This is a genomic window from Pseudoalteromonas sp. UBA6610, assembly GCF_002433295.1.
Lineage (GTDB): Bacteria > Pseudomonadota > Gammaproteobacteria > Enterobacterales > Alteromonadaceae > Pseudoalteromonas > Pseudoalteromonas atlantica.
In genome coordinates, this window is the sequence record NZ_DJHW01000061.1 from 1 (window position 1) to 26,754 (window position 26,754).

General features: G+C 41.9%; 22 protein-coding genes. 17 read left to right on the forward strand and 5 right to left on the reverse strand.

The window, feature by feature from the left end; genetic code table 11:
• Positions 1 to 22: 22 nt before the first annotated feature.
• Positions 23 to 6,946 (forward strand): Ig-like domain-containing protein, encoded by a 6,924-nt coding sequence (locus B4F91_RS07795; protein ID WP_288635534.1) that lies wholly within the window; start codon positions 23 to 25, stop codon positions 6,944 to 6,946.
• Positions 6,947 to 7,103: 157 nt separating this feature from the next.
• On the opposite strand, the gene flgN is transcribed toward B4F91_RS07795, so the two are convergent.
• The 3 genes from flgN to flgA all read right to left on the reverse strand — a co-directional run bounded on the left by flgN (position 7,104) and on the right by flgA (position 8,635).
• A complete protein-coding gene (gene flgN / locus B4F91_RS07800) occupies positions 7,104 to 7,535 on the reverse strand; it encodes a flagellar protein FlgN (RefSeq protein WP_054982970.1) in 432 nt (143 codons plus the stop codon).
• Positions 7,528 to 7,851: a flagellar biosynthesis anti-sigma factor FlgM gene (gene flgM / locus B4F91_RS07805; protein WP_004588011.1), complete on the reverse strand. Its 324-nt coding sequence runs from the start codon at positions 7,849 to 7,851 to the stop codon at positions 7,528 to 7,530. Before flgM ends, flgN begins: the two co-directional genes overlap by 8 nt.
• 76 nt (positions 7,852 to 7,927) lie before the next feature.
• On the reverse strand, positions 7,928 to 8,635 hold the full coding sequence (gene flgA / locus B4F91_RS07810) for a flagellar basal body P-ring formation chaperone FlgA (RefSeq protein WP_286937306.1): 708 nt from the start codon (positions 8,633 to 8,635) through the stop codon (positions 7,928 to 7,930).
• Positions 8,636 to 8,775: 140 nt separating this feature from the next.
• Here flgA and B4F91_RS07815 point away from each other — a divergent pair, with 140 nt between their 5' ends.
• From B4F91_RS07815 to fliD, 16 genes are all read left to right on the forward strand, one after another.
• A complete protein-coding gene (locus tag B4F91_RS07815) occupies positions 8,776 to 9,708 on the forward strand; it encodes a chemotaxis protein CheV (protein ID WP_004588013.1) in 933 nt (310 codons plus the stop codon).
• 21 nt (positions 9,709 to 9,729) lie between these two features.
• A complete protein-coding gene (locus B4F91_RS07820; RefSeq protein ID WP_004588014.1) occupies positions 9,730 to 10,560 on the forward strand; it encodes a CheR family methyltransferase in 831 nt (276 codons plus the stop codon).
• A gap of 143 nt (positions 10,561 to 10,703) precedes the next feature.
• Positions 10,704 to 11,111, forward strand: coding sequence for a flagellar basal body rod protein FlgB (gene flgB / locus B4F91_RS07825; protein ID WP_029773927.1), 408 nt, complete (start codon positions 10,704 to 10,706; stop codon positions 11,109 to 11,111).
• 5 nt (positions 11,112 to 11,116) lie between these two features.
• Positions 11,117 to 11,548: a flagellar basal body rod protein FlgC gene (gene flgC / locus B4F91_RS07830; protein WP_286937308.1), complete on the forward strand. Its 432-nt coding sequence runs from the start codon at positions 11,117 to 11,119 to the stop codon at positions 11,546 to 11,548.
• Positions 11,549 to 11,561: 13 nt separating this feature from the next.
• Complete coding sequence (locus B4F91_RS07835; protein WP_004588017.1) at positions 11,562 to 12,242, forward strand: flagellar hook assembly protein FlgD; 681 nt, start codon at positions 11,562 to 11,564, stop codon at positions 12,240 to 12,242.
• A 59-nt stretch (positions 12,243 to 12,301) separates the two neighbouring features.
• Positions 12,302 to 13,672, forward strand: a complete 1,371-nt coding sequence (gene flgE / locus B4F91_RS07840; RefSeq protein WP_004588018.1) for a flagellar hook protein FlgE — start codon at positions 12,302 to 12,304, stop codon at positions 13,670 to 13,672.
• Between the two features lie 176 nt (positions 13,673 to 13,848).
• Positions 13,849 to 14,592, forward strand: a complete 744-nt coding sequence (locus tag B4F91_RS07845) for a flagellar basal body rod protein FlgF (RefSeq protein WP_004588019.1) — start codon at positions 13,849 to 13,851, stop codon at positions 14,590 to 14,592.
• Between the two features lie 21 nt (positions 14,593 to 14,613).
• Positions 14,614 to 15,402 carry a flagellar basal-body rod protein FlgG gene (gene flgG, locus B4F91_RS07850; RefSeq protein ID WP_004588020.1) on the forward strand — a complete coding sequence of 263 codons (789 nt, stop codon included), beginning with the start codon at positions 14,614 to 14,616 and terminating at the stop codon, positions 15,400 to 15,402.
• A gap of 20 nt (positions 15,403 to 15,422) precedes the next feature.
• A complete protein-coding gene (gene flgH, locus B4F91_RS07855; protein ID WP_004588021.1) occupies positions 15,423 to 16,106 on the forward strand; it encodes a flagellar basal body L-ring protein FlgH in 684 nt (227 codons plus the stop codon).
• An 11-nt stretch (positions 16,107 to 16,117) separates the two neighbouring features.
• Positions 16,118 to 17,212, forward strand: coding sequence for a flagellar basal body P-ring protein FlgI (locus tag B4F91_RS07860; RefSeq protein ID WP_004588022.1), 1,095 nt, complete (start codon positions 16,118 to 16,120; stop codon positions 17,210 to 17,212).
• A 135-nt stretch (positions 17,213 to 17,347) separates the two neighbouring features.
• Positions 17,348 to 18,364: a flagellar assembly peptidoglycan hydrolase FlgJ gene (flgJ, locus tag B4F91_RS07865; RefSeq protein ID WP_286937310.1), complete on the forward strand. Its 1,017-nt coding sequence runs from the start codon at positions 17,348 to 17,350 to the stop codon at positions 18,362 to 18,364.
• 1 nt (position 18,365) lies between these two features.
• On the forward strand, positions 18,366 to 20,372 hold the full coding sequence (flgK, locus tag B4F91_RS07870) for a flagellar hook-associated protein FlgK (protein WP_286937312.1): 2,007 nt from the start codon (positions 18,366 to 18,368) through the stop codon (positions 20,370 to 20,372).
• A 2-nt stretch (positions 20,373 to 20,374) separates the two neighbouring features.
• Positions 20,375 to 21,643 (forward strand): flagellar hook-associated protein FlgL, encoded by a 1,269-nt coding sequence (gene flgL, locus B4F91_RS07875; RefSeq protein ID WP_286937313.1) that lies wholly within the window; start codon positions 20,375 to 20,377, stop codon positions 21,641 to 21,643.
• 275 nt (positions 21,644 to 21,918) lie between these two features.
• Complete coding sequence (locus B4F91_RS07880) at positions 21,919 to 23,448, forward strand: flagellin (RefSeq protein ID WP_288635536.1); 1,530 nt, start codon at positions 21,919 to 21,921, stop codon at positions 23,446 to 23,448.
• Between the two features lie 166 nt (positions 23,449 to 23,614).
• Positions 23,615 to 24,049, forward strand: coding sequence for a flagellar protein FlaG (locus B4F91_RS07885; protein WP_248450547.1), 435 nt, complete (start codon positions 23,615 to 23,617; stop codon positions 24,047 to 24,049).
• Between the two features lie 61 nt (positions 24,050 to 24,110).
• Entirely contained in the window at positions 24,111 to 25,550 is a 1,440-nt protein-coding gene (gene fliD / locus B4F91_RS07890; RefSeq protein ID WP_286938641.1) for a flagellar filament capping protein FliD, read from the forward strand.
• 96 nt (positions 25,551 to 25,646) lie between these two features.
• Here fliD and B4F91_RS07895 read toward each other — a convergent pair whose 3' ends face one another.
• Positions 25,647 to 25,943 (reverse strand): hypothetical protein, encoded by a 297-nt coding sequence (locus tag B4F91_RS07895; protein ID WP_286938642.1) that lies wholly within the window; start codon positions 25,941 to 25,943, stop codon positions 25,647 to 25,649.
• 4 nt (positions 25,944 to 25,947) lie between these two features.
• A complete protein-coding gene (gene fliS / locus B4F91_RS07900; RefSeq protein WP_058548563.1) occupies positions 25,948 to 26,349 on the reverse strand; it encodes a flagellar export chaperone FliS in 402 nt (133 codons plus the stop codon).
• Positions 26,350 to 26,754 lie beyond the last annotated feature (405 nt).

The following is a 26,754-nucleotide window of genomic DNA, read 5'->3' on the forward strand; positions in this document are numbered from 1 at the left end:
GGGTGGCAGCTGGTCAGCGGATGTGCCGAATGCACTGGTTGATGGTGAGCTGACCATTGAAGCCAGCGTGAGCGACAACGCCGGTAACACCACCACAGTTAGTGAAACAGCCACGCTGAACACCACCGCGCCAAGCATTAGCATTAATACCTTGGTTGATACCAACGACACCACGCCAACCATTAATGGGACAAGCGATGCAGCCGATGGCACCACCATTAGCTTAACGTTTGTAGACAGTGCAGGCGCTGAAACCACCACAACCACCACCGTAACCGGTGGCGTATGGAGCGTTGATGCACCGAGTGAATTAGCACAAGGTGAATACACGGTAACCGCCGAGGTAGACGATGGTCTGGGTAATATCGGCAGCGCGAGCGAAACCGGTGAGATTGATTTAACCCCACCGAGCCTTGTTATTACAGATAACGGCGTTAGCAACGACACAACACCGACGATCTCCGGCACAAGTGATGCGCCACAAGGCAGTGAAGTCACAATTATTGTGACAGACAACGCCGGTGCAGCGCAAACCATTACCGCTACAGTGGGCGCAAGTGGTACATGGTCAGTTCCGGTTACAACAGCCCTTGCTGAAGGCAGTTATACCGTAAGTGCAAGCGTAAGCGATGCAGCGGGTAACACAGCGACCGCCACAGGTGCAGGGGAGGTTGATACCATTGCGCCAACGCTTGATTTAACCAGCCCAGGTTCAAGTAACGATGTTACACCGACCCTAAGCGGCAGCAGTGATGCGGTTGAAGGCACCGTGATCACCTTTACGGTTATCGATGATTTAGGGGCAGAGCAAACCTTTACCACCACCGTGGATGCGAGCGGCAACTTCTCAGTGGAAGTACCGACGGCACTTGCAGAAGGGCCTTACAGCATTGAGGCCAGCATTAGCGATGATGCAGGTAACAGCACTGATATCACCGGCAGCGGTAACATCGATACGACCGCGCCAAGTGTGAGTGTGGATGCACCAGCGCTCACCAACGACAGCACGCCAACGGTTACGGGCACCAGTGATGCACCAAACAGCACCGTTACGATAACCTTTACCGATGCAGCCAATGCCGTACAAACTATTGATGTACAAACCGACGCCAATGGTAATTGGAGTGCCACCCCAGCGACGGATTTAGCCGAAGGTAACTACAGTGTCAGTGCCAGCATCACGGATGCAGCGGGTAACACGGGCACAGGGACAGACAGCGGTGAAGTGGATGTAACTCCACCGACTTTAGAGATCATTCCTTCGTTTGCCCTAGGCAATTTAGTCTCTCTTTCTGGGGATTCTGATTTACCAGAAGGGTCAGTGATCACAATTACCGAGTATTTAGTCGGTGGTTTAGTGGGCGCAACGTACACTGCTACCACGAATGCTGATGGCACATGGGGACTTGCCAACATAACAGTACCTTTGCTTAGTCTTGCGTATGTTACTGCAACTGCAAGTGATGCAGCCGGCAATGTTGCGAGCGTCAACTCACTTAATTTTGATAATGAAGCACCTGCGCTTACCGTTACTGTAGATGCATTATCGAATGATGCAACGCCTGTGATCTCTGGTGTTACTGATATGGTTCAAGGAACCGAGGTAGAACTAACCGTTGTAGATAGTGCAGGTCAAAGCCAGCAGTTTACGGCCATAGTTCAAGCTAATGGAAGTTGGTCTGTTGAAGTGCCAACCGAGTTAGCACAAGGGCAGTACACTGTTACCGCAGAGGTAAGAGACGATGTTGGTAATTTAACCACTGAGCAAGCACAAGGTGAAATAGACAGCATAGCACCTACTCTTAGCGTTAATCCTATCGACACTACAGCAGATACAACGCCAACTCTATCAGGCACCAGTGATGCCATAGGTGCTGATGTAATAATTAGCATTGATGGCCAAACCTTTTTTGCGGTAGTAGATGCTGATGGAAATTGGCAGGTAGAGGTACCAACTGCACTTACAGATGGTAACTATACAGCGCAAATTAATGTTGCTGACGACGCCAATAATATCACTAACACAACAATCGACTTAACAATTGATACTCAGATACCAATAGTCGCATTGGACGACATAACCGTATTTAACACAGATACGCCAGTTATTAGTGGTACATCTGGTGAACCTACTGGCACAAATGTAGATATTGTTATTACAGATAGTAATGGTGATACGCATACGTTAGCTGCTACGGTTGATGCAAATGGTAATTGGCAAACAACAGCGCCTAATTTACCTGAAGGAAATTACAGTGTTGTTGTTAGTATTACCGACGATGCTAATAATACAGGTTCAGCGACTGGAACAGGGCTTGTTGATACTCAAGCACCAACCATTACCATTGACGCATTAGGTACAATTAATAGCAGCACGCCTACTATTTCAGGTACATCTAATGAGGTTGAAGGTACTACAATTAATGTCACAATTACTGATGGTGATAGCACTGATACCTACACAACGACTGTGGGGGCAGGCGGGGCCTGGAGTGTTGATGTAACCACGCCATTAACTGATGGACAAGTGACAGTTTCAGCAAGCATTACTGATACTGCAGGTAACAGTAGTGAAGCAAATGCTACTGCCACGCTTAATACTAATGCACCTACCATTAATATAAACACCATTGTTGATACAAACGATCAAACACCTACGCTTTCTGGGTCAAGTAGTGCTGCAAATGGTACGTTAGTTACGGTTACTATTACCGATGTTAATAATGTCTCGCATACGGTTACAACAACTGTAACTGATAATACATGGAGTGTAGATGCAGCAAATATCCTTCCTGAGGGCACGTTTACTGTTTCAGCCAGTGTGACTGAAGGTGGCTTAACCAGCAGTGCAACAGATACAGGGCTGATAGATTTAACAGCCCCAGCATTGAATATTACACCGCTACTAACGAGTAATGATACAACGCCTACAATTTCAGGTACAAGTACAGCCCCACAGGGCGCCATAGTCGCTATTTTGATTACAGATAGCTTAGGCGCAGAGCAAACAGTTAATGCCACAGTAGGTGCAAATGGCACATGGTCAGTTGCAGCTCCTTTATCGCTTAGCGAAGGCACATATACTGTTACTGCATCAACAAGTGATACCGCGGGGAACCCTGTAAATACTAGCACTACCGGTGTGGTTGATATAACCGCACCAGTGGTTAGCATTAACGATATTGTAGGTAGTACAGATTTAACACCTAGCGTTTCTGGCAGTGTAACAGGTGCAGCCGTAGGAGATGTGGTTGCTGTGGTATTTACCGACTTCCAAGGTAATGCGCATACTGTCAATACAACGGTGCAAGCCGGTGGAACTTGGTCAGTAGAGGCAAGCAATAGTCTTTCGCAAGGGGCATATTCAGTAGAAGTATTTATTACTGATAATGCCGGAAATACAGGCAGCAATATCACTAACGCTAATATAGATACAATTGCGCCAGAAATTAGTATTGATCAAAGTTCATTAATACTTACCCAAGACAGCACGCCATTAATTAGTGGCACATCAAACGAGCCAAATACAAACGTTTTCGTTACGTTTACCGACTCAGCTGGCGCATCGCATCAAATTACCGTACAAACGGATGCTAATGGAGACTGGCAAGCCGCTGCAGACAACGTATTAGCGGAGGGGGTTTACAGTGTTTCGGCAACGATTACTGATAGCGCAGGAAATACCTCTGTTGATAGTAAAACAGGTGGCGAAGTAGATACAGTAGGGCCAGAGCTTACTATTGTGCCTTCGTTCGTATTAGGGCAGCTAGTATCTTTATCTGGTACTTCCGATTTAGGTGAAGGTAAAACAGTTACCGTTAATTTAGAATTAGCAGGTGATTTGGCTAACTTAACTTACGATGTAACCACTGATGCCAATGGTGACTGGGTGTTATTAGGCCTAGCGGTTAATATTATTGGCTTATCAGTTGTTGAAGCCTCTGCAACTGATGAAGCGGGTAACACCACCACTATTACGACGGCAGATGTAGATGCTTCAACGCCGTTACTTAATGCGGTAGTTGACTTTGTAGCTGGCGAGGGTGATTTACCAGTAATTAGTGGTACGACCGACCAAGCCCCAGGCACCGAAGTGCTAGTGAGAGTGGTAGATAGCGATAACATAGCACAAGATTTGGTTGCCATAGTGCAGGCAGATAATTCATGGCTTGTACAAGTTCCTCAATCACTTGCTGAGGGCGTGTTTACTGTAACTGTGAATGTATTAAGTGAAGTCGGGATCACAGCTACACAGCTGCTAAGCAGTGTAGTAGATACCATCTCGCCAACGCTTAATTTGCAAGTGATTGGTACAACGTCAGATTCTACTCCAATTATTCAAGGGACCAGTGATTTAATTAATGGAGTGGTAGAGATTCAGCTGGACGGAGGCTCAGTACTAACAACAACAGTGAATGCAGCAGGGCTATTTTCACTGGAGGTTGATGCGCTGACTGAAGGGCAGCATGTTGCCAACGTGAGTATCACTGATGATGCCGGCAATGTAGTAACACAAACGCTCGAGTTTGTTGTTGATACGTTAGTGCCTGTGGTAGATATTTTACCGTTGAGCATCAGCAATACTGACATTCTAACTATTTCTGGTACTTCAGAGGAGGCTCCGGGCACAGACATTGATGTAACTGTGATAGATAGTAACGGCAACGCAACAGTATTTGATGCCCTTGTTGGTAGCGATGGCACGTGGTCGTTATTAACCACGAGCCTACCTGATGGTATATATAGTGTATTTGCAAGTATTACTGATGCTGCGGGTAATCTAGGCCAGTCTGCTACTGAGCAAGTGACGATTGATACCATACCGCCATCGTTAGAAATAGACGCTTTTGGTGTACTTAATACATTAACGCCTACTATTACTGGCACCAGTGACGAAGAAACCGGTAGCTTAATCACTGTTAATATTACCGACTCTACAAACACACTTTATGAAGTTACTACAACAGTATTAGGAGATGGCACGTGGCTTGTTGTTACACCTTTACTTGCTGAGGGCGATTTAACCGTCGAGGCTATTAGTATTGATAACGCAGGCAATATAGCAACGGTGACGCAAACGGGCGTTGTGAGCACCACTTTACCGAGTCTATTAATTAACCCAATAATAGATACAAGCGATACAACCCCTACTATTAGTGGTACTACCGATGTAATAAACGGTAATGTAGAAGTTGTTATTACAGATAGCAGTGGTAATGCAACAACCTATAACACTCAAGCTATTGCTGGTGTATGGACATTAATACCGACCATTCCATTAGCTGAAGGTGCATTTACGGTTGATGCGACAGTCGAAAACTTAAACCTTACAAGCTCTACAAGTCTTAATGGCATAGTTGACTTAACTCCGCCTACAATTGAAATTAATGAACTTGCAGTTACGAATAACTCACTGCCAACCATCTCAGGTACAAGTGATGCTCCGGCAGGTACAACCATAAGCGTAGTACTTACTGATGCTAATAGTGATTCGCAAACATTAACTGCGCAAGTGGCAGGTAACGGAACTTGGTCAGTCACAGCTGTTACGCCGCTTAGTGAAGGCGGTTTTAGTGCTACTGCAACAGTGAGTGATGCTGCAGGAAACTCATCAAGCGATACCATGGTTTCAAGTACTGATTACACAGCACCTATTGTATTTATAGACCCTATTGCAGTAGGCCAAGATACCACACCGACTATTACAGGCTCGGTAACCGGAAGTTTTGCGGGAGCTGCAGTTATGGTGATGTTTACTGACGCACTAGGTGAAACACACAATGTTTCAACAACAGTAAACACAGACGGGTCGTGGAGTGTTACAGCTTCGCAGCCTCTTAGCGAAGGGAATTACAGTGTTGATGTAAGCGTACTTGATAATGCAGGTAATATTGGCGAGCAATCTATAAGCAGCATAGTTGATTCAGGCATAGTAATTAACTCTGGTTTAGAATTAACAGCCGATAGCACACCTAAGATCTCCGGTACCGCAGGAGCAAATGAAGATATTACCGTAAGCTTTATAGATGAAAGCGGTACTGTTGTAACCAAGGATACAACAGCGGGTGAGACAGGTGTATGGAGCGTATCACCAGACAACGCTTTACTCGATGGGGCATACACTGTAACGGCTACCGCTACTGATGAATCTGGAAATGTTACTTCAAGTGGAAGCTTATCTGGGTTAGTGATTGACTCAACGCCTGTAGACTTCGAAGTGTCTAACTATTACTGGGGCTTACTAGGAATAGGTTTAACTGCAGAAGGCACAGTAGAAGAAGGAAATAGTGTATATGTTGTAGGAGCAAACTTACTTGGCCTTGAGGTGTTAAACCTAAACTTAAATGTGCTAGAAAGCGCTATGGAAATTCAACCTGATGAGAATGGAAATTGGAGTTCATTATTATCAGTTCTTGATTTAGGTTCTTGGTCTGATTATCGCTTTATCACAGTTGATGAAGCCGGTAATTATTTAATTAAGGATATTAATGACAATATTATTGACCAAGGAAACGACCCACAACTTGCTAGCGCAGGAAGCAGTGCAAGTGCCACCGATACAACATTTGGCTTAGAAGGGGCCGCTGAGCCGTTTAGCGAAGAAGCAGCATTAGGCGCTACTATGCCAAATGAAGCAGTAACCAGCGATGCTTTAGGAGAAACGGTTAATTTAAGTAATGTAAGTGCTTTATCGAGTACAGAGCAAACGGTGTCAATGAGCTCTACAGAGCCCCTTAATATCAATGATGTAATTATTGACGAAGACAGCGAGCAACTCGTTGCTTTTAATACTGTGATTGACGATGAAGGCTCTGCAATTGCTTATAGCCCTGCACAAAGTGGAGGAAGTGTTGATGAGGCAGCGCCAGCAGTTGATGTTCAAAATCAATCAGAGGAAATGATTAAACACTTAATTGAAAATGGTAATAACCAAACAGATATTTAAATCAGTAACCCACTCCAGTTAAATAACTGAAGTGGGTTTCTAAAACTCACTTAATCAAAAGTGTGGTTATTATTTTGTGTTAAGTAGTAAACCTAAAAAAGCCCATATTGAGACTTCAATAAGGGCTTTTTTAATAAATTAGGATAGATAAAAGCAGTTAAGCTTTTAGGTTACGAACCAGCTTGCTGTCGGTATTAACTACACTACCGCCTTGGTCGTAAGTCATACTGGTTGGGGCGCCAATTAAAATATCTTTTAATTGTTTTACACTTAAGTGTGCTTGGCGGGCAGCATGTGAGTTTACTTTATTTTGTTTTTGGCACTGCGCTAACTGCGCTTTAACTTGCGCTACTCGTTCAGTCACTTCAGGGGCATTTTCATCATTTGCAGCAAAAAGTTTATTCAACTCTTTATCGAGCTGCGTAAGCTTAGTTAAAAAAGACATTTTTTGTTGGGCAAGTTCTTTTAAACCTTCACCTCTGCGAGAGGCAATAATACTAAGCTCTTCGTTTAATAACGCATATAATGAATCCAAGCATTTAACTTGTTCATTTAATTTAACGCTAATTAAACTATTGTGATCAGCCATATACGTTAAACTCAAAATCAGCTAAGTTTTTAGTCAGCTTTTCAGCATCAATTTGGTATTTACCTTCTGTAATCGCTTTTTTAAGCTCAGCGACCTTTTCACTATCAAAGCCAGATGATTGCTGTGCTTTATCTTGCAGTGTTTTTAACTGCTGTGCTTGTGGCGTCAGGCTCACTGAATCGCTCGCCGCTTTAGGCGAAGGAGTCTGTGTTGTTTGTGTACTTGCAGCGTTATCTTTTTTAATATCAACTTGTTGCTGTTTAGCGTTTGTAAGCGCGTTAGCTTGTTGATTACTGCCATTAACTTGATTAACCATAATAATAAACCTGTATATTACCCAACTTATGCCAAGTTATCGGCATATACATAGGATACTTTAGTATAAATCGAAATTAAATATTTACTTGCACAGACTCTACACCATCTACGCGTGCATTCAAAATTTTACCGGATTTTTTATTCTTGATCTGTACTTGCTCACCAAGGGTGCCATCTTCAAGTGCTATCCCCGTGGTTTTTATTCTAAGTCCTTTAATACTCGCATAAATATTAACAGCGTCGCCTTTGCAAACCATACAAATTTGGTTAAGCAAAACCGGCATACCGCTTCTTATATTTCGCTTACTGCGGCTGCCAATAAGCATTAAAGGGTCATCTAAATATTGTACCCTTACAAACTGCGAAGGCTTCATTTGTACGCTTAAATGAGACTTAGTAATAACTTCACCACGGGCTAGATTTGCCGTGGCAACCACAACGGGCGACATTTTAACTATTCTTACATGGACATATTGAGTCCAGCTTTGCGCATCGTTACATTTTATTTGAACAGTCACCTGGCGTGTAAATGGCGGCTCATTTGGCACGACTAATTCTGGCTCGTTTTCGCATACTCTATCAGGAATGCGACTATCGAGAGCAAGCGCGGTAATCTCCACATTTTTTTCAAGTGGCACGGTAACTTGCTCTGCAATATGAGAAATTGCTATTTCTTGTAATAAATCTTTACTAAACACTTTTGCATGCAAAGGTGTTGCTAAGCAGAGGCTAGCAAGAAAATAAAAAACACTGTATCTTCTGACTTTTTTTAACAAACTCATAATGTTTCGACTATGCTTATGGTTTCAAACAGGGTATAAATATTTTGCGTCAAAAAGTAGACGCTCCCGCGATGTTATGTAGCTTTATAAACAGAAAGCAATTATCGTTCCGCATTATTTGTTTTCTTTAGGAGATTTGAATGGCAGGCATTTTAGACTCAGTAAACCAACGCACCCAGTTGGTTGGGCAGAACCGCCTAGAATTACTATTATTTAAGCTCAGAGGGCGTCAGCGTTTTGGGATCAATGTATTTAAAGTAAGAGAAGTACTGCAATGTCCTCCTTTAACGAGTATGCCTAAATCAAATGCATACATTCGGGGTGTGGCTCATATTCGTGGTCAAACTATTTCAGTTATCGACTTATCAATGGCCGTAGGCGGCCGACCTATTGAAAATGTTAAAGACAGCTTCATAATAATTGCAGAATACAATCGTTCAGTGCAGGGCTTTTTAGTTGGGGGCGTTGAACGAATCGTTAATATGAACTGGGAAAAAATAATGCCACCTCCGTCAGGAGCAGGGCGTTACTCTTATTTAACTGCCGTTACCGAGATTGAAAACGAATTGGTCGAAATTCTCGATGTAGAAAAAATCTTAAACGAAATTTGTCCAGTAAATACCGAGGTTAGTGCCGACCTTGCCGCCGATAGTGCAATACAAAAAGACTTAGGCGAGCGCATTGTATTTATTGCCGACGATTCAGCTGTTGCACGTAACCAAGTAAAAAGAGCACTTGAGCCACTTGGCGTGCAAACTGAGCTTGCAAAAAATGGTAAAGAGGCTTTAGTTAGGCTTAAAGAAATAGCCGAGCTTGATTGTAAAAATGATATTACTGAGCGTGTAGGTTTACTTATCTCTGATGTTGAAATGCCTGAAATGGACGGCTATACATTAACAGCAGAAATTAAAGCAGATCCAAAATTAGCGCCTCTACATGTTATTTTACACACTTCTTTGAGTGGGGTGTTTAATCAGGCGATGATCGAAAAAGTAGGCGCGGATGACTTTATAGCAAAATTTAACCCTGATGAATTGGCAACAGCAGTTAAAAAATGGGTTCATTGCGACTAAACAACAATAGGTGTTATTAATTTGAATAATAAAGATTTGCAGCAAAGTGACTACGATCAGTTTCGCTCATTTTTAGAGCAGCAATGTGGTATTGTGCTTGGCGAAAACAAGCAGTATTTAGTAAAAAGTAGGCTTGCGCCACTTATGGCTCGTTTTAATGTTGAATCTTTATCACAATTAGTGAGTAAAACGCTTGGCCCTCATGAGCGGCAACTTAGAGCCGCTGTAGTTGATGCCATGACCACTAACGAAACCTTGTGGTTTAGGGATCAATACCCATTTGAGCTTTTAAAAAATAAATTGTTTCCAGAGTTTAAAGACGCCCGCCGACCATTAAAAATTTGGTCAGCGGCCAGCTCTTCAGGCCAAGAACCATACTCTATTGCCATGTCTGTTGCTGAGTTTCAGGCCAAGCAACCGGGCGTGTTGCGTATGGGGGCACAAATTATTGGTACTGATATTTCTAACACAATGCTCGATATGTGTAAAAACGCCGAATATGACGCGCTGGCATTAGCGCGAGGCCTATCTGCAGAGCGCCGTAAAAAGTACTTTATGGATAGCGGCAACGGCATGGCAAAAGTTGTCGACTCAGTTAGAAAACAGGTGAGCTTTAGACATTTAAACTTGCTTGATTCTTACGCCTTAATGGGGAAGTTTGATATTATTTTTTGCCGCAATGTCCTTATATATTTTTCACCAGAGGTTAAAGCAAAAATAATTGGTCAGTTTGCCCAAGCACTAAACCCAAAAGGGTATTTATTTTTAGGTGCGTCGGAGTCGATGACGGGCTTAAGTAATGAGTTTGATATGGTTCGTTGTAACCCAGGAATTATCTACCAAAAAAAATAATCCTATCACTTTGTTATTAGAAAACGACGTACTTAGCGTCGTTTTTTATTTAATAACAACCCTCTATAAAAAAATAACGTAACTAAAAACTACTGGCTTATAAATTGCTTTAACTTAAGCAAGTCAATTTTTTGGAGAACGTTATGGCTATCAGTTTTGATAAAGCATTAGGTGTGCACCCGCATGCAATGTTGATCCGCTCACAGCGGGCAGAAGTACTTGCCACAAATATAGCGAATGCTGATACGCCTGGCTATAAAGCAAAAGATATCGACTTTGCCTCAGCATTAAAAGCGGCAAGGTCAACTCAGCAAAGCGGCAATAGCATGGTTACTACCAATGAAAAACACATTGCTGGCGGTACTCGAAGTGTAGGTGGTTCTGAATTATTTCGTACTCCAAATCAAGGAGATACAGGCGATGGTAACTCAGTTGATATACAGGTGGAACGAAACTTGTATACACAGAATGCGATGGAGTATCAGGCAAGCCTGCAATTTTTAAGTAGTAAATTTAAGGGCCTGAATAAAGCGCTCGGAAGTCAAGGATAATAATTATGAGTTTATATAACGTTTTTGATATTTCAGGCAGTGGTATGAGTGCGCAAAATGTTCGCTTAAATACCACCGCGAGTAATATTTCGAATGCTAATACTATTAGTTCATCCCAAGACAAAACTTACCGAGCACGCCAACCTGTATTTGCTGCCGAGTTGACGAAAGCGTCTGCTTCAGACAGCAACCCTCAGGGCTCCGCTGTTGGTGTTAAAGTGCTGGGAATTGTTGAGAGTAACAAACCACTACAAATTGAATATAACCCTAATCACCCAAGTGCGGATGAAAATGGCTATATCTATAAACCCAACGTTAATGTTGTTGAGGAGATGGCAAATATGATCTCTGCTTCTCGCTCTTATCAAACAAACGTGCAAGTTGCCGATGCAGCTAAGCAAATGTTAAGCAAAACGCTGTTACTTGGGCAGCGATAACCGAGGGTAGGTTATGAGTAACGATATTAGTACTAGTTCATCTTTTTTGGACTCTATAACTTGGCAAGAGACCCAAGTAGCGACAACCACTGAAGAGAGCGATGCATTAACGCAGGAAGATTTTTTCTCGTTGCTAACTCAGCAGCTATCGTATCAAGATCCGAGTAATCCGGCTGATAACGATCAGATGATTGCGCAAATGACTAATTTTACCATGGCGCAAGGCATCACAGATTTAAACACAAATTTTGAGTCACTTGCCTCGTCAATGACCTCAAACTCTGCCTTACAAGCATCAACGCTGGTTGGTAAGCAAGCGCTTTTAGAATCTAATACGCTTGAGCTTGGCGAAAGCGGAGAGGCAAAAGGGTCTGCGGTTGCTGAAGAAGCCGTTGATAATTTAACAATTAAAGTCACAGATGCTTCTGGGCAACTGGTTAGAACTATCGATATGGGTTCGCAAGCAGCGGGTGCAGTGCGCTTTAGCTGGGATGGTAATAATGAATCCGGTGAGCGCCTACCAGAGGGTGAATACACCATTACTGCAGAGGGCAGTACCAACGGCGAGTTTTCAAGCTTACCGGTGGCAACATTCAAAAACATTGAAAGCGTTAATATCAATGGCTCTAGTGGCATTATTATTAACACTAAAGAGGGTGCGGTTAGATTGACTGATGTCGCAGAGATCGCATAACCAATTAAAAAGTATTTCGCCTGCTAGCAGGCTATTAGATTCAAAGTTAGAGGTGAATTATGAGCTTTAATATCGCACTTACAGGCCTAGCTGCCGCTCAAAAAGACTTAGACGTAACAGCAAACAATATTGCTAATGTAAACACCACCGGTTTTAAAGAATCGCGTGCTGAATTTGCCGATGTATACGCTGCATCTGTTTTTAGTGCAGGTAAAACTAAAAACGGTGATGGTGTGCAAACAACCATGGTTGCACAGCAATTCCACCAAGGGTCACTGCAATTTACTAACAACTCGTTAGACTTAGCGATTACCGGCGAAGGGTATTTTGCAATGACCGACGATATTTCGTCGCAAGATTTAACCTACACTCGTGCAGGTGCATTTAAGCTTAACCAAGATAACTTTATGGTTGATGCCAAAGGTAATTATTTACAAGCTTTTCCAGTAGACGAGTCATCAGGTGATACCACATCGGTTAGTTTAAGTACTACAAACCCGATTCAAATTCCTGACTCATCAGGTTCGCCTCGCGCAACCGAAAACGTATTTTTATCGTTCAACTTAGATGCAACAGCTGATGCAACAGGCCTCGATTTTGATCCGACATCGAACGGTACCTATAATTCGTCGACGTCTACTACTGTTTACGACTCATTAGGTGAACCACATATTCTGCAATACTTTTTTGTAAAAGAAGAAGATGCAGCTGCAGGTGGTACAGACAATAGCTGGGAAGTATACGCTACGCTTGATGGTAAAGTGGTAGACGGTACATCTGGTGCAGAGCAAACAACTACACCATATACACCTATTACCACACTTGGTTTTGATTCTAGCGGTTTACCCGCCACAACAGATGGTGTAGCAAATACTAACGCCACCACGTTTGATGAAATTAATTTACCGGCAGGTGCAGGTACTGGTTTATCGTCAATGCTTGATAACGGCGCAACATTCCCAAGTACAGGTATTGAGCTAAACTGGCGTGATGAAAACAATACCGCAGGGCGTATTCCAACTCAGTATTCAAGTGGTTTTGAAGTAAAAGCACTTGACCAAGATGGCTCTACAGTGGGTCGTTTAGCGGGTATTGATATTGGCACAGATGGTAAAATTGTTGCCTCATACAGTAATGGTGATTCAACCTACTTAGGCCAAGTTGCTATGGTACGCTTTCCAAACTCTCAAGGCTTATCACAAGTAGGTGATACCAGTTGGAAGCAAAGTATTGACTCTGGTGAGCCAGTAGCCGGTGAAGCAGGCTCGGGTACTTTTGGTAGTATTAACTCATCTGCGCTTGAGCAATCAAATACCAACTTAACAAACGAATTAGTTGATTTGATTACCGCTCAACGCAACTACCAAGCAAACTCACGAGCGCTTGAAGTTAACTCAACGATTCAGCAAAGTATTTTGCAGATTCGATAAGTTAATCTTATTTTTGGTTAAAATTCTAAGGCTGCATTTTTGCAGCCTTTTTTGTAGCTGTGTGGCTAAAATTAGCGGAGCTGAACCGCTCACCACCTTCCTAATATTGCGTCAAATTTAATCTGGCATCTATTTTGCATTTATCAACTCAGAGATTTTTTATGTGAGTCGATGTTATGGACAAAATGGTCTACATTGCAGCCTCTGGCGCTAAGCAAAGCCTACAAGGGCTTGCACTTAAAGCCAATAATTTGGCAAACGCAAACACCACAGGCTTTAAAGCTGACTTTGCGCAAGCGCGCTCTATGCAAGCATTTGGCGAGGGCTTGCCTACCCGAGTGTTTTCAATGCAAGAGCGACCAGGTTCTAACATGACCTCTGGCGGCATAATCGAAACAGGGCGAGATTTAGATATTGCCATGAGCGATAACGCCTGGCTTGCGGTTCAAGATGACTCAGGAAACGAAGCATATACAAAAGTAGGCACGCTAAACATTACTGCGCAAGGTATGTTGGTAACAAGTCATGGTCGTCAAGTTATTGGCGAAGGTGGCCCCGTAATTTTACCGGTTCCTATTGAAAAAATAAGTTTTAGTGAAGATGGTGCCATACAGGTTCGCCCCCAAGGCGCGCCTGCAAATTTTTTAGAAGAAGTAGACACGCTGCGCGTTGTTGAAGGAAACAGCAGAGAGCTTGAAAAAGGCAACGATGGTTTATTTAGACCTGTACCAGGGCAAACCGTCGATACCTCTGCAAATGTAAAAGTGTTAAGTGGTGCACTGGAAATGTCTAACGTTAATCCAGTTCACGAAATGGTCGATATGATCAACCACCAACGTCAATTTGAGTTACAAGTAAAACTAATGAAAACAGCTGAAGAGATTGACGAACGTCAAGATCAGTTGATGCGCATAGTTTAACTTTAAAATGAGGGCATACTTATGAATCCTGCATTGTGGATAAGTAAAACAGGGCTAGACGCTCAACAAACTGATATTTCAGTTATTTCAAATAACTTGGCGAATGCCAGTACCGTAGGTTACAAAAAAAGCCGCGCTATTTTTGAAGATTTATTGTATCAAAACATCAACCAACCTGGCGGGCGCTCATCACAAGATACCGAGCTGCCATCTGGCCTAATGCTAGGTGCGGGTGCAAAAGTGGTTGCTAACCAAAAAGAGTTTACGCAAGGTAATATGCTCACCACCGAAAACTCACTCGATTGGATGATTTCAGGCGAAGGTTTTTTTGAAGTGCTGCAACCCGATGGCAATATTGCGTATTCGCGTAATGGGCAATTTACTACCGATGAAGACGGCCGCATTGTTACCTCAGGTGCAGGTTTTGTTGTTCAGCCCGAAATGAATGTTCCCGATGATGCGCAATCAATTACAGTTTCTCAAGATGGTGAAGTATCTGTACGCGTTGCAGGGCAAGCCGATAACGTGGTGATTGGCCAGCTAACAATAAGTGACTTTATTAATCCATCGGGTCTTGAGCCAATTGGTCAAAACCTTTACACCGAAACCGCAGTTAGTGGGGCGCCTGTTCAAGGTAATCCAGGCGTAGAAGGCTTAGGAACTATTATTCAAGGCTCGCTTGAAACATCAAACGTTAATGTAACGGAAGAATTGGTTAACCTTATCGAAACTCAACGTGTTTACGAAATGAACTCAAAAGTAATCTCGGCCGTTGACGAAATGATGAGCTACATCAATCAACAGTTATAACCGTGCACAAGGGGATAGTTATGCGTAATGTTATTTTATTTGCAGCAGGCACCTTATTTTTAAGTGGCTGTGTTTCTACGCAAAATAGTGAAGTGGTTCAAGATGACCCCTACTACGCACCCATGTACCCAGAGCCTGTAGCAGAGCCTGTTGTTGCAACGGGTTCGTTGTTTAACACCAATACATTTAATGATTTGTATTCAGACAAAAAAGCACTTAGAACCGGCGATATAATTACCGTTAAGCTTGAAGAGTCAACACAAGCTACAAAAGCCGCTAAAACCGAAACCGATAAAGAAACCGAAGCCAGCCTAGACCCCGTTATTGGGTTAGGTGGTTTACCAGTCAATATAGGTGGCGACAGTATTCAGTTTGGCATTGGTAGTGATTCATCATTTACCGGTGACTCTAAATCAAATCAGTCAAACAGCTTAGTGGGCGACATCTCGGTGAATGTTATGCGTGTTTTACCCAATGGTAACTTAGTTATTCGTGGTGAAAAATGGCTAACACTTAACACCGGCGAAGAGTTTATTAGGCTCGAAGGCCTTGTACGTCCGCAAGATGTAAGCGCCGATAACACGGTTGAGTCGAATAGAATTGCCAATGCCCGAATTCAATATTCAGGTAAAGGACAAACACAAGAAGCGCAAAGCCCAGGGTGGTTAACACGTTTCTTTAGTAGCTCGTTATTTCCGTTTTAGAGGATAGTAGTATGAATAGCATTAAAGCGTTTATTTTGATCATACTGCTAGGCTGGCAATTTTCTGCCAGCGCCGAGCGTATAAAAGATGTCTCTATGGTTGAAGGTGTACGTGCCAACCAATTGGTAGGCTATGGTTTAGTGGTGGGGCTACCTGGTACAGGGGAGCAAAACTCTTACACACAACAAAGTTTTAGAGGCATGCTAAACAGTTTTGGTATTACGCTGCCTTCAACACAAAGCCCTAAAATTAAAAACGTAGCAGCAGTGGCAGTCCACGCTGAGCTTCCGCCGTTTAGAAAGCCGGGTCAAACAATTGATATTACGGTATCTTCTATTGGCAGTGCAGGCAGTTTACGTGGCGGCACCTTGTTACAAACTTTCTTAAAAGGGGTGGATGGAAACGTATACGCCATAGCACAAGGTAGCCTAATTGTGGGTGGTTTAGGAGCACAAGGGCTAGATGGCAGTAAAGTGGTCATTAACACCCCGACAGTTGGCCGCGTACCTAATGGAGCCACTGTTGAGCGCGAAGTTAAAAGCCCTTTTATGCAAGGCGACTACATTACTTTTAACTTAAACCGCCCTGACTTTACAACGGCAAAACGTTTAGAAGCAACAATTAACAATTTGGTAGGCCCTAATAGTGCACAAGCTATTGACGCTGCCTCAGTACGCGTTATTGCGCCACGTGATGCATCGCAACGAGTGTCTTATTTATCAACGCTTGAAAACCTAGAGTTTAAGCCTGCTGATACCTCAGCCAAGATTATTGTTAATTCACGTACGGGAACGATTGTCATTGGCAAAAATGTGAAGCTCCAGCCTGCGGCAATAACCCATGGCGGCCTAACAGTCACAATTGCTGAACAGCAAAATGTAACGCAGCCTAATCCGTTAGCAGAAGGCGAAACCGTTGTTACACAGCAAAGTATTATTGACGTTAATCAAGATGATTCTCGTGCGTTTGTATTTAACCCCGGCGTTAGCTTAGATGACTTAGTGCGTGCTATAAATGAAGTAGGCGCAGCACCTGGAGACCTAATGGCTATTTTAGAAGCGCTTAAAGAAGCGGGTGCAATTAACGGACAGCTTGTTGTTATTTAATTGTTTTTAAGAATGTTTACCCTTCCAAATAAATCTTAAGTACTCAAAAGGTACTTAAGCTTTTTACTGTTTACCTTTCTTTGGCTCAATTTTTGCATTTCTTAAAGCATTATTCATTTTTGTGTCAAAAAGCTGATGGAAACAAATCACCTCGATAAGCAAAACTTTTTTGATTTAAGTAATCTTAATACTTTACGTCAAGACGCTTTAAACAGCGGTGATGCATCTACTGATGCCTCTAAAGCGGCGCTAAAAAAAGCAGCGGCACAATTTGAAGCTATTTTTACCCAAATGCTTCTAAAAGGGATGCGTAAAGCCAACGAAGCATTTGAAGATGAAGACAGTCCGTTTAACTCTAGCAGCGTAAAGTTTTTTGAAGAAATGCACGATCAGCAGCTCTCTTCTGAGCTTTCATCAAATGGGTCTTTAGGTTTGGCTGATTTAATTGTTCAGCAGCTCTCACCAGAGGCTGAGAACTTTATGCCTGGCTCCGTATTAAGAACTACTAACGACTTTATGAGTGATAAACGCGCAGGCTCTGAACTGCCGCACGAAAAGGTGCACAGTGAAAAGCAAGCAAATAAAGATGACTTAGTAGTCAGCAGTGCGGCAACACAAACTAAAACCACAACACAGCCTACACAGCAGTCGTCATTTGATAATGCTGAAGAGTTTGTTAGTGCAGTGTGGGAGCATGCTAAAACAGCGGCCGAAAAAATTGGTTTAAACCCTGCAGTAATGGTGGCCCAAGCGGCACTTGAGACGGGTTGGGGTAAGCATATTATTAATAAAAGCGACGGGAATAGCTCAAATAACCTGTTCAATATTAAATCAGATAAAAGCTGGGAAGGCGATAAAGCAAGTAAAGTAACGCTTGAATTTGAGCAAGGTACCCCTGTTAAAAAGCAAGCAAGTTTTAGAGCTTACGATTCTATAAAAGAAAGCGTGAACGACTTTGTCGATTTTTTAACGCAAAACCCACGCTACGAAGAAGCATTACAAAAAACAGCACAGCCAAACGAATTTTTAGATTCGCTACAAAAAGCAGGCTATGCAACCGATCCTAATTACGCGAGTAAAATAAAAAAAGTGCTAAATAGCAGTGAGCTTAAAAATATTGCAACAAGCGCGTTTACCCAAGGAGTGAAGTAATATGTCGTTTAGTTTATTAAATATTGCCAGTGCTGGGGTGCGTTCAAGCTCTGAGCTGTTGCAAACGACCAGTAAAAACATCACCAATGTAAATACAGAAGGCTACGTACGTGAGCGCACTGAATTTACCACGATGGTTGATAACCAAGTAGGTCGCGGCGAAACATACAGGTTATTGAACGAGTTTGCCCAGTCGCAGTTAAACCGCGACACGTCAAATAAATCGTTTTTTGATCAATTTGTAACAGAAGCCAACCGTGTTGATACTATTTTTTCAGAAGAGTCTAATAACTTATCAACGGGTATAAATTCATTATTTAATAACGTGCAAGAGGCGCTAAACCAGCCGTCTTCAACAGTTGCTCGCTCATTAGTAATGACCGATGCGCAAAGTTTAGTTGATCAAATGGATAGGCTTTCGGGTATCGTGCTTGAGCAACAAGGTATAGTAAATGAGCAGCTTGAGATTTTTTCTGAAGAAGCCAACTCACTTATCCAAAATATAAATACGTTAAACCAAGAAATTGCAGTCGTAAATGGCACAAATAACGCCTCTGACGCAAGCTCTATTTATAACCAGCGCGACTTAGCGATTCGTGAATTATCAGAGCTTGTTGATATAGAAACACTTGATGGCCCTAATGGCGAAAAACTCGTCTTTATGGGCAGCGGTGAATCTTTAGTTATGGAAAACGGTACATTTAACTTGTTTTCACTGTCGGGCGACCCCGATCCTAATTTTAAAGAATTGACGCTTGACGTTAACGGCGGCAAAGCTGTGCCGCTAGAAATAGATGCAACTAAATTAAAAGGCAAAATTGGCGGCTTGTTGGCTTTTAGAGACGACATACTCGTGCCTGCACAAAACCAAATTGGCCAAATGGGATTGGCCATTGCAGATGCGTTCAACGAGCAAAATAAATTGGGTATGGATGCTAACGGCGAGCTAGGCGGTGATATATTTAATATACCTACCGTGGGTGCTTATGCATACCAAGCTAATACCGGCGGCGCCAGTTTAACTGCCACGCTTGAGGCTGGTAAAGGCAGTGAACTGCCTGCCAGCGACTTTATTGTTACTTATACCGCTAATGCAAATGAAGTGAGCATTCAGCCTATAGATAATAAAGGGGAGCCGATAGGCAGCGCCTCTTTAGCGGCGATACCGCCATCAGGTGTTATCGACTCAGATGATATTACGAGTGGGGAGTCGTTTGGTTTACAAATTGATGTAGCAGGTACAGGTAATATCGGGGATAAATTTCAAATTAAACTTAACTCAGAGGCGGCAACCAGTATTTCCCTTGCGACAAGCCGCGGTGAAGACTTAGCACTGGCATCGCCTATTCGTACAGCTAACAGCATAGATAATGTAGGTACAGCGACTATTTCAGCCGGAGAAGTAACAAGTGTTACCTCGGGTGGCTTTAACACTACCCCTGGTTTAGCCAATGGCGATATCACGTTAGTTAAAACAGGCACTGCAAACGAATATCAAATTACAGATGCAAATGGCACCTCTACGTTTACAGTAACGCCTCCAGCAGAGGGCGTACTGGCTCAGGCTGGCGTACCTTATAGCAACTATGGCTTTGATTTTGATATTGAAGGCACGCCAGCTACTGGAGACACTTTTACCCTTGAATTTAACGAAGGCGGCTTTGATGATAACCGTAATGGTTTAAAACTCGCTGATTTACAAAATGGCGAATTAGTGCGTAAAAATGTAGTGACAACAGCCGCTGCCGACAATCATGACACGTTTAACCAAGCCTATTCAGGGTTAGTGAGTGATATTGGCGTAGTCACTGGCCAAGCCATTACCAGTGCCAGCGCATTTGATGCGTTAGCCCAGCAATCAGAAGCGTGGTATGAGTCGCTCTCAGGTGTAAACCTAGATGAAGAGGCTGCCAATTTACTGCGTTTTCAGCAATCATATTCAGCATCAGCTCAAGTGTTGGCTGCAGCTCAAGAAATTTTTGACACCTTATTAAGTGCAGCGAGGTAATTATGCGTTTATCAAATAACTTAATGTACCAAAACAACATTAATAAAATACTCGATAGCCAACAAAGTGTTGCTAATGCACAAGAGCAAGTAACAACAGGGCAGAAGTATTTAACTACCTCAGAAGCACCTGCTGCTATTTCGCAAGGGATGCTTTACTCAAATAAAATACAAACAAATGAGCAGCACGCTAAAAATATTGACCAGTTAAATGGCCGCCTAGAAACTGAAGAAACCATTTTACAAAGTATAAATACTAATATTCAGCAAGCCCAAGAGCTGGCTATTCAAGCGGGCAATGGTGCTTATACTCAAGATGATTTAGAGTCTATCGCGGCTGAGCTGAGTGAAATACAAAAAACACTCGTCAATTTAATGAATACCCGCTCAGAAGACGGTAAGTTTATTTTTTCAGGCTACCAAGACAGCACTCAACCATACCAGTTTGACTCTACAACAGGTGAGTACACCTATAACGGGGATCAAGGCCAGCATGTTATAACCATTGCTGAAGGGGTAAGTATTAAATCAAGCGATAACGGTTTTGATACGTTTGAGAAAAGCGACGCACGACTTGATGTTACTGATAATCAAGCTGCGATCCCGGTAACTACACCTGCAAATAATATTGCAGCAGGCACGGTTTATGTAGATGGCCAAACAGAGTTCGACCGTTTCCATCAAGATAACTACAATGCTGATCCAACCGCAGCGGCAACAGCGAACACGTATAATGTGGTAATAACACCAGGCGCTACCGCCAACGACCCTGATACTTATGAAATTTTGCGCGACGGTGTGTCGCTGAGCCCCGCACAAGTAGGTGAGGTAACGGATGAGCCAATCGATTTTGCAGGCATGAAAATCGAATTTGAAGGCGCAGCACCAGGCCAGCTTGATTTTACCCTCGAAAAGCCGCACAAAGAAAACGTGCTTAATACATTACAATCGCTCATTACGGGGTTAAATGATGGCACACTTGAAAACGATGATTTTCAGCAAGTATTAGCCGATGGTGTAGTACAGCTTCAAAATGCAAGTGAGCAAGTTGTGTATACGCAAGCTAGCTTAGGCGGGCGGATGAATGCGGTTGATAGCGTGAGTGACTCAAATCTTGCGCAAGACATTCAAAACAAAAGCAACCTTTCTGATTTAGTAGAAGTAGATATGGCAGAAGCCATTAGTGAACTCACTAAACAAGAAACCGCACTGCAAGCGTCACAAGCTACGTTTGGCCGTTTAACAAACCTTTCTTTATTTGATTACTTATAAACAGATTATAAGCAGAAATACCTTGCCGCTTTAGTGAATACAAAGCGGCAAAAACCTCCCTCAAAAAAGCGGCAATAATTTGTCATCCCTCCAGCTAAACAGATAACTTAATTATTAATGTATAACATTTTATAAAAAAGCATTTAAAAACATTGGTTTATATTGATTTAAAAGTTGGCACAGTAAATGCTTTTCTAATAATTAGAAATTATCTAATAGTGGTTCCTGTTAAAACGTGTTGAACCACACTCTGTTTAAACCTAGGAGATGGTAAAATGGCATTAACAGTAAATACTAATGTGTCGTCACTGAACGCACAACGTAACTTAACAAAATCTGGCGAAGGCCTAGCAACGTCAATGGAGCGTTTGTCATCAGGTATGCGTATTAATAGCGCAAAAGATGATGCCGCCGGCCTACAAATTTCAAATCGCTTAACCTCACAAATAAATGGTTTAGCTGTCGCCCAGCGTAACGCCAATGACGGTATCTCAATGGCGCAAACTGCAGAAGGTGCGATGCAAGAGTCGACTAATATTTTGCAGCGTATGCGTGAGCTTGCTCTGCAATCGGCAAATGGTTCAAACTCTGCTGATGATAGAGAAGCGCTTCAAAAAGAAGTATCAGCATTACAAACAGAGTTGACACGAATTGCGGAAACTACTTCGTTTGGTGGGCAGCAGCTATTAGATGGGTCTTATGGTACAAAGGCTTTTCAAGTGGGTGCAAATGCAAATGAAACAATTAATTTATCACTTTCAAGCGTTGCTGCAGATGAAATAGGCACAAACCAAACAACATTACAATCAGCAGCGGCTAACGGTTTTGGTCAAGCTGAAGCGGGAGCTACACTCCCCACAAATGCTATTACTGCAACTGATAAGTACACTATAACAGGGCGCGATGGTAAAGATGTTGAAGTTACCCTTGATGCTAATTCAAGTGCTCGCTCTGCAGCAGAGAAGATTAATGGTTTAACAGACAGCACTGGGGTGGATGCATTGGCTAAAACACAGGCTAAAGTTGCATTTGCTGGTAGCTTATCAACAGATGATACTATGAGTTTTGACTTGAATGCTGGTGGAACATCTACAGCTGTTTCGTTTACTGCAAGCGGTACTGTCTCTGATGATTTAAGTGCTCTATCTCAAGCAATAAATAAAGATTCAGCTAAACATGGTGTTTCCGCTTCTATAGAAAATAATGAACTTATCTTATCAAACGATAAAGGTGAAGACATAACGATAGAGAATTTAGACGTTGTCGATAATGCTTCGGCGCAAGTTGCCGGCGCAGGTTTAACTTTAAATGGTTTGGATTACAAGGGGAATGCATCAAATCCAGCAGTAACGGCATCGGTGACATCGGATGGCGATAACGCAGCGCGTGTAATGGGTTCTTTACAGTTTAACTCATCAGAGTCGTTCAAAATTGAAGCAAGTGCAGCTACAATGGCCACAGCTGCTAACACTGCTTATACAAGCGAAGTTGTTAGCATCGATGAGGTAGATATTGGAACGCAATCTGGTTCTCAGGATGCTTTGGCTATAATCGATAACGCAATAGCTAATATTGACGCTCAACGCGCTGACTTAGGTGCGATTCAAAACCGTTTTGACCATACTATTAGTAACCTTGCAAACATCTCTGAAAATGTATCTGCATCACGTAGCCGTATTCAAGATACAGATTTTGCAACTGAAACAGCAGAAATGACTAAAAACCAAATTTTGCAACAAGCTGGTACGTCAATTTTATCGCAAGCGAATCAGTTACCACAAACAGCACTTAGCTTATTAGGTTAATAAGTTAAACGTTATAGCTTAATGAATAGCTAGCTAGTACATAAAGTCAGTATTAGTTTTAAAACAAGGAGGTGGCTTTAGCTACCTCCTTTTGTGGTTTAAGGGTATAAATTAAGCTATTGTTAGTTTAATAACTATACAAGTTCGGCAAAGTTTAGGAGGCGTTATGAACACCATTACTTCAAACGCAGAAGTTACGATAGCATCAACATCTTTAACTGGTGAAGATAAACAAGTAGGGCAGTCTGGAGCGACATTGACTCAGCGCGCTGTTGATGACGTAAATAAAACGGATGAACAAGGCTCGCAAAACCAGTTAAACAATCACTATACGCAGCAAAGCTCTGAGGGCAATAGTTCACAAAACCAACAACTTGAGCGTGAACAGCTTGAAAAAGTGGCGCAACAATTGCAGGAGTTTATGGGAGAGATGAGTCGTAGTTTGCAATTTCAAGTTGATGAAGACTCAGGCCGTGACGTTATTAAAATTCTCGATAAAACCAGTGGCGATGTAATTAAGCAATACCCTTCGGAAGAAGTATTAAGCTTAGTGTCAAAGCTTTCTGAATCTGCGGGTATTTTAATTGATCAAACTGTTTAGCGGCTATTGTTACTCGTGTATTTAGAGTTAGCTTATTTTAAGGTGTTTAAAGAGGTGAAGTATGTCTATTTCGTTTAATGGTTTGGGCTCTGGCTTAGCTGTATCAGACATTGTTGATGCATTAGTGAATGCTGAGCAGGCCCCTGCTGAGGCTCGTTTAAATACTACTGAAAGTAAATTAACTACAGATATATCAGCTGCAGGCGCATTAAAATCTGCTTTAGAGCAGGTGCAAACGGCTATGGAAGCATTAGGCGATAGTGATAACTACCAAAAGCGTAGTACGTCTGGTAATGATGACTTTATATCAATTAGTGCAGATGAAGACGCCCAACCAGGAAGCTATAACGTAAAAGTTGATGCATTAGCGCAAGCTCATAAATTGTCATCTCCTGCATTTGCTGCCGATGAGGCAATTGGCGCCGGTGTAATTACAATTGGCTCTGGTGAAAACAGTTTTTCCACTGTTCTGTCTGCAACTAATACCTTAGAAGATTTACGCGACCAAATTAATAACGGCCCCTTTACGGGCAGCGATAGTAATGACTCGGTTGTGGCGACTATAGTAACCAGTGATGATGGCCAGCATTTAGTACTTACTAGTAAAGAAACTGGTGAAGACAATGCAATTACTATTACCGTACAAGATGACGATGGTAATAATACTGACACTGGTGGGCTCTCACGGTTAGCTTACGATGTATCTGACGCAGACCCGCTAAACCATACTACAAACCTAACAGAAGTAAACGCTGCACAAAATGCACAAATAACGATTGATGGCACATTAACGGTATCAAGCAATACTAATGAATTTAGCAATGTAATTGATGGCGTGGATATCACCGCAAAAAAATTGCATGATGCCGACGATGATATGAGCGATATATCAGTCACTGAAAATAATAATAATATACAAGCAGGTTTAAATAGCTTTATCACTAGTTACAACGAACTGTTAGAGCTTAGTAATAATTTAGGTGCATCAGGTGAAAGTGGCGCTGGTGTAATGGCGGGAGATTCACTACTTCGTGGTGTTATGTCAAAACTGCGTAGTGAAATAACTGAGTCGGTCGATTTAGGTGATGGTAATTCATTATCACTTTCACAATTAGGTGTTGAAACAGACCGCTATGGTGTTTTATCACTCAATACTGAAACACTAAACGAGCAAATAGACTCTAATGTAGATATAGTACAGCAGTTTTTTGTGGGTAGTGATGAAGATGAGGGCGGCTTTGCCCAGTCTTTTGATGACTTAATGAGCTTTTATACAGATTCCGATGGTATTATTCAAAACCGTATAGACAGTAAAACAAATCAACTAGAAGATATCGATGACCAACGACTTAGCCTTGCCAGCAAGATGGAGTCGTTATCAGACAGGTTATATGCTCAATATAATGCCATGGATTTACTGGTAGCGAGCCTCAACTCTACAAGTAGTTATGTGCAAGCACAGCTTGAAAATATGCCTGGCGTGGTGAGTAACAATTCATAACCAGTAAAATTTGTTAGTGCCTATATTAAAAAAAACCGTTTTGTAAACGGTTTTTTTAATGCTTAATTAAGTTTAAATAGAGCTGTCGATATTTAATCAAACTGACTTATAGGCAGAGATAGCTTTCCCCGTTTTTTTTTGCTTGATTATAGCTTTTGATGATTCGTTCTTTTTAGCCATTGCTTGCTTGCTTATAGTGTTAATAGCAGCTTGAATAGTCTCTAATTCTTGAGCTTTTGGCGGGGCATCACTTTCGCACCAGTTTTTAAGCTCAATATTTAAAGTATCCATACTAGGTTTAGCTTCATCAGCTTTATTGCTTTGTACTAATGCTTCAATATTATTAAGCAGCTCATTAATATGCTTTGCTTTAGCTGAAAGGCTTTGACCCATAGCCTTATACCGCAGGGCTGCGTTGATCTGCTGGAATACTATCCCAGCCTTCTTTTATTTCTTTAATGATGCTTGAAACTTCAACAACTGCTTCAATATCATTATTTATATTAGCTTGAGTTAACTTACGTTGGCAGTAAGCGTATAACGCCAATAAATTATCAGAAATACTAGGATCTTGCTCTACCTCTAAGTTAAGTGCATCTTGCAGTGCACCTAGTAGTAAAATGCATGCTGAGAGATTTTCGCCTTTCTTTTCTATTTCTTTGCGTTCAATAAAACCCTTAGTAGCAGCTAAGCGACCAATAATGTTACTAAAAATAAGGTTTATTTGTTCATACGGGGCCATTTCTGCAATGTTACTTGCACGAACTTGACTGTATTTTTTCAGTGAGACATGTGCCATGGGAAAATCCTAAAATTTAACTACTAAAATTATGTAAAACCAATATCAAAACAAAAGCAATATTAATGCCAAACGTTTTACTATCGTATAGTTATCGGCACTGCTGCTTTCAACTTAAGTAAATAATAGCTTATATATTTTGTATATTGGGTAATTTGTCCTTTAAAATTTTAGTAAGTTTTTATATTGGGTTTATATAAACTGATACTTAATGATTAATTCTTAAGTATGATTGATTTTACTAATCCGTCTATTTTTTGACGTTTATGTCAAAAAACCGCCGCTATTACTTGCATCCATTCAGATCTCGCTTACAATTTAGCTAATAAAATAAATTAGTGAAATTATGGCTCGCTAACTATGATCTTGATTTTAGATAATAATAATAACCGTGCAATAGGATTA

Coding starts and splice junctions, on each gene's coding strand:
- B4F91_RS07880 (WP_288635536.1), top strand. CDS start 21,919: ATGGCATTAACAGTAAATACTAATGTGTCGTCACTGAACGCACAACGT.
- flgE (WP_004588018.1), top strand. CDS start 12,302: ATGAGCTTTAATATCGCACTTACAGGCCTAGCTGCCGCTCAAAAAGAC.
- flgK (WP_286937312.1), top strand. CDS start 18,366: ATGTCGTTTAGTTTATTAAATATTGCCAGTGCTGGGGTGCGTTCAAGC.
- fliS (WP_058548563.1), bottom strand. CDS start 26,349: ATGGCACATGTCTCACTGAAAAAATACAGTCAAGTTCGTGCAAGTAAC.
- B4F91_RS07845 (WP_004588019.1), top strand. CDS start 13,849: ATGGACAAAATGGTCTACATTGCAGCCTCTGGCGCTAAGCAAAGCCTA.
- flgH (WP_004588021.1), top strand. CDS start 15,423: ATGCGTAATGTTATTTTATTTGCAGCAGGCACCTTATTTTTAAGTGGC.
- flgC (WP_286937308.1), top strand. CDS start 11,117: ATGAGTTTATATAACGTTTTTGATATTTCAGGCAGTGGTATGAGTGCG.
- B4F91_RS07860 (WP_004588022.1), top strand. CDS start 16,118: ATGAATAGCATTAAAGCGTTTATTTTGATCATACTGCTAGGCTGGCAA.
- flgL (WP_286937313.1), top strand. CDS start 20,375: ATGCGTTTATCAAATAACTTAATGTACCAAAACAACATTAATAAAATA.
- flgJ (WP_286937310.1), top strand. CDS start 17,348: ATGGAAACAAATCACCTCGATAAGCAAAACTTTTTTGATTTAAGTAAT.
- B4F91_RS07815 (WP_004588013.1), top strand. CDS start 8,776: ATGGCAGGCATTTTAGACTCAGTAAACCAACGCACCCAGTTGGTTGGG.
- flgN (WP_054982970.1), bottom strand. CDS start 7,535: ATGGCTGATCACAATAGTTTAATTAGCGTTAAATTAAATGAACAAGTT.
- flgA (WP_286937306.1), bottom strand. CDS start 8,635: ATGAGTTTGTTAAAAAAAGTCAGAAGATACAGTGTTTTTTATTTTCTT.
- B4F91_RS07885 (WP_248450547.1), top strand. CDS start 23,615: ATGAACACCATTACTTCAAACGCAGAAGTTACGATAGCATCAACATCT.
- B4F91_RS07895 (WP_286938642.1), bottom strand. CDS start 25,943: ATGGGTCAAAGCCTTTCAGCTAAAGCAAAGCATATTAATGAGCTGCTT.
- flgG (WP_004588020.1), top strand. CDS start 14,614: ATGAATCCTGCATTGTGGATAAGTAAAACAGGGCTAGACGCTCAACAA.
- flgB (WP_029773927.1), top strand. CDS start 10,704: ATGGCTATCAGTTTTGATAAAGCATTAGGTGTGCACCCGCATGCAATG.
- flgM (WP_004588011.1), bottom strand. CDS start 7,851: ATGGTTAATCAAGTTAATGGCAGTAATCAACAAGCTAACGCGCTTACA.
- B4F91_RS07835 (WP_004588017.1), top strand. CDS start 11,562: ATGAGTAACGATATTAGTACTAGTTCATCTTTTTTGGACTCTATAACT.
- fliD (WP_286938641.1), top strand. CDS start 24,111: ATGTCTATTTCGTTTAATGGTTTGGGCTCTGGCTTAGCTGTATCAGAC.